Origin of the sequence: Methylobacterium sp. ME121 (assembly GCF_000974725.1) — a bacterium.
Classification (GTDB): domain Bacteria; phylum Pseudomonadota; class Alphaproteobacteria; order Rhizobiales; family Beijerinckiaceae; genus Methylobacterium; species Methylobacterium radiotolerans.
This window is the reverse complement of the sequence record NZ_BBUX01000146.1, coordinates 1-3,678: the sequence shown is the minus strand read 5'-3', so window position 1 is coordinate 3,678 and position 3,678 is coordinate 1. Positions and strand designations below refer to the sequence as shown.

2 protein-coding genes are annotated in these 3,678 nt (G+C 71.8%); both read right to left on the bottom strand.

Annotated elements, in window-relative coordinates; all coding sequences use genetic code 11:
- The coding region (locus ME121_RS32455) for a putative bifunctional diguanylate cyclase/phosphodiesterase (RefSeq protein ID WP_491892949.1) at positions 1-1,679 on the bottom strand (1,679 nt) is incomplete at its 3' end.
- A gap of 163 nt (positions 1,680-1,842) precedes the next feature.
- Positions 1,843-2,790 carry an acetamidase/formamidase family protein gene (locus tag ME121_RS32450; RefSeq protein WP_012321333.1) on the bottom strand — a complete coding sequence of 316 codons (948 nt, stop codon included), beginning with the start codon at positions 2,788-2,790 and terminating at the stop codon, positions 1,843-1,845.
- Positions 2,791-3,678: the final 888 nt, after the last annotated feature.

Here is a 3,678-nt window from a genome sequence, read left to right as displayed (position 1 = left end):
GGAACGGGCTTGCTGATCAGGTAGCCCTGCACGTCGGTGCAGCCCTCGAAGCGGATGCGCTGCATCTGTTCGGACGTCTCGACGCCCTCAGCGACCGTGGTCATGCCGAGGCTCCTCCCCAGCCCCGCGATGGCCCGGATGATCGCCTCGCCGTCGGGCTTGCTGGTCAGATCCTTCACGAAGGACCGGTCGATCTTGATCTTGTCGAAGGGGAACGAGCGCAGGTAGCTGAGCGACGAGTAGCCGGTGCCGAAATCGTCCATGGAAACGCGAACGCCGAGCTCCCGCAGCCGGTGCAGGGTCTGGAGCGTCCGGTCGTTCTCCTGCAGCAGCACGCCCTCGGTGATCTCGACCTCGAGCCGCCGCGCCGGCAGCCCCGAACCCGCCAGGGCCGAGATGATCGTCTCCACGAGGCGGTCGCTCTTGAACTGCGCGGGCGAGACGTTGACCGCCACCGACATGGGGTCCGGCCAGGTCACGGCGTCGCGGCAGGCCTGCCGGACGACCCACTCGCCGATCGGGACGATGAGGCCGATCTCCTCGGCCAGCGGGATGAAGTCGAGGGGCGAGACCAGGCCGCGGTCGGGATGGCGCCACCGGATCAGGGCCTCGCAGCCGATCAGCGTGCCGCTCGCGAGCTGCATCTGCGGCTGGTAGTGCAGCTGGAATTCCCGCCGGGCCAGCGCCTGGCGCATGTCGAGCTCGAGCTTCCGGCGCGCCTGCATGCGGGCATCCATCTCCGGCTCGAAGAACCGGTAGGTGCCGCGGCCGTCGAGCTTGGCCCGGTAGAGGGCGAGGTCGGCGTTCTTCAGGAGCCGGTCGGCGTCGGTCCCGTCCGCGGGGGCGAGCGCCACGCCGACGCTGGCGCCGATCGTCAGGAGATGGCCCTCCACCATGTAGGTCCGGCCGATCAGGTCGACGACGCGGCGGGCGAGCGCCTGCGTGCCGGCCGCGTCGCGGATCCCGGCCTGCAGGATGACGAACTCGTCGCCGCCGATCCGCGCCACCGTGTCGGTGGCCTGCACCGTCGAGCGCAGGCGGTCGGCGACCGTCGCCAGCAGCGCGTCCCCGATCGGGTGGCCGAGGGTGTCGTTGACCGGCTTGAACCGGTCGAGGTCGATGAGCAGCAGGGCGAAGCCCTCGCCCGGGCGCGCGAGCCGCTCCAGCGCTGCGGCGAGGCGCTCGCGCAGGAGCAGGCGGTTCGGCAGGCCGGTGAGCGGGTCGAGCCGCGCCATCGCGTCGGCCCGGGCCTCGGTGGCCTTCCGGGTGCTGACGTCCTCCAGGGTGACGACCCAGCCGCCCTCCGCGAGAGGGTGGAGCTCGACCTGGACCGTGTGTGCCCGGCGCCGCACCTCGAACAGGGCGGGCTGCCGCCGGGCCAGCGCGCCGCGCAGGGCCCGCAGGGTCGCGTGCCGCGCCGGGGCGCTCCCGTCCCGCAGGGCCCGCAGCAGCGGCAGCGCGGCGGCACCGATCCTCGGCGCGACCGTCAGGCTCTCCAGGAGCCGCCGCGCCGGCACGCTCGCCGCCACGACCGTCCCGGCCCGGTCGATCATCAGGAGGCCCTGCCGGGCCGCGTCGAGATAGGGAACCAGGGGGTCGCGCGCCGCGCCCTGCCCGGGCGGGATCGGGAACCCCGCGTCCCGGAGCGGCGGGCGGGCGGGCAGGGGATCCGGGCGCATGCCAGGGCCTCGCGGGAGTGCCGGGCAGCGCGCGGCGGGAAAACCCCGCCTGGATAGCCGGAAGGATGCTAATTCCGTGTTTAAACCGCCGAGAAATACGGTATTGACCTAGGTTAAGACCGTAAAAGCCGCGTGCTGTTCCCGGGCGGCCGGCGCGCCGCGCTCAGGCGGTGGCGAGCGCGGCCTTCGGGAGCATCATGTGGACGCCCTTGTTGCCGTCCACGGTCTGGGTGATCCGCAGGTTCCCGGCCAGGGAGCACAGCATGTAGGCCTGGTTGCGGGTGAGGGACGTCCGGTCGCAGACGAGGCGGATCATCCCGCGCACCGCCTGCCGCATCGCCTCGTCCAGGCTCTCGTGGAGGCCGATCGACATCAGGTCGGTCGGGGTCTCGGCGAAGGGCCACGCGTCCCGGAGGTCCTTCCGCACCGTCAGCCGGACGGTCCCGGTGAGCCCCGTCTCCAGGGCGGTGATGCAGACCTCCCCGTCGCCCTGCACCCCGTGGCCGTCGCCCGCGTAGAAGCCGCCGCCGGCGTTGAAGACCGGCAGGTACAGGGTCGTGCCGACCGTCAGCTCCTTGTTGTCCATGTTGCCGCCGAAGGCGCGCGGCACCGCGGAGCCCACGGGGCCCCAGGCGGCCGGCGGGGCGGTCCCCAGGATGCCGAAGAACGGGGCGAGGGGCAGCTCCGTCCCCCAGGGCAGCCGGCAGGTCCCGCGCGCCGCGTCGATGTCGGCGTGGACGGTCTCGTACTCGGTGAACTCGTCCGGCAGGGTGCCGAGCAGCGGCAGGATCGACACGAAGCCCCAGTCCAGCCGGAACTCGAGGTCGAGGATGTCGACCTGCAGCATGTCACCGGGCTCGGCGCCCTCGACGTGGACCGGCCCCGTCATGAAGTGCGGCCCCAGACCGCGCGGCAGGGTGTCGAGGGCGTGCAGCAGGTCCGCCGGGACCCGCGCGGGGTCGGGGTGGAGCGTCGCCCGGCCCCCGGCGGGATGCGCGTGCAGGGTGACGGTGTCGCCGGAGGCCACGGTCAGCACGGGCGGCCGCGCGGCGTCGAAGGTGCCGAGCACCATGTTCTCGGGGATGGCGGGGATCTCGTGGTGGCGCGGCATGGCGATTCCTCTGCGGCGGGGACGCGCGGCCGGGCGCGCCGGCGGGGCGCCCGCGCCGGACGGGTGTCGACGGCGGATGATCCGCGCTCGCCCCGGGATGCGGAAGACCAAAGTCGGTGCAGCCGCTCCTCCGCCTGCCCAGATCGGCGCCGCACCGCGCTGTCTGTGGGCGGAGTCCGAGCGGGAAGCGCGCAGCGGCCGCGATCCCGGAGCCGTGCGTCACGGGCTTGGCCGTCCTGCGTGCGGCCCCTTGCGCATCGCGGCGCCCGCGCCTAAATCCGCTCCACCGGCCACGACGGTACGCCGTCGGCCGGACCTTCCTTCAGCATCACCGGCCAGCATCGACCCTCCGGGGTCGCGACGCTGTCGGGCGCGGGCCCAGGCTCGCTCCGGGCCCGGCGACTGAGGGAGCGTCCATCGTCCAGCGCCGCACCGAGGGGCCTCCGGGCCGTTCCGCGCTGCGCTCCGTCGAGGGGGGGGCGCCGAGATCCGGCACGGCCGGTTCGGTTCCCTCGCCGGGACAATGGGCGGTTGACACGGAAGTCTGGGGCAGCTTATACGGCGCCTCCCGACGCGGTCCGGAAGAAAAACCGGGCGGGTCGGACGGACTTTCCGAGGATAAGAAAAGTAGATCTGGCGAAAGCCGAGATACTTGACTTCTCCTCAGCCAGTAATTACGAGAGTGATTACTGATCTTTGACAAGTTGGAATGAGGAAGGGAGACGCGGGCGGCGTTTGTCCTTGCGGCTGGGTCTTAGGACCTGGCGTGAGTAGACTTGTGCCGATCTGTTGTTTCTCTTTTGAGCTCACCGACGGGTGTCTTGGCGCTGTGAAGCGTCGGGCACTTGGTCGATGTGAGGCTCCGTCTGAGAATATACGTGATCGGCC

Coding starts and splice junctions, on each gene's coding strand:
- ME121_RS32450 (WP_012321333.1), bottom strand. CDS start 2,790: ATGCCGCGCCACCACGAGATCCCCGCCATCCCCGAGAACATGGTGCTC.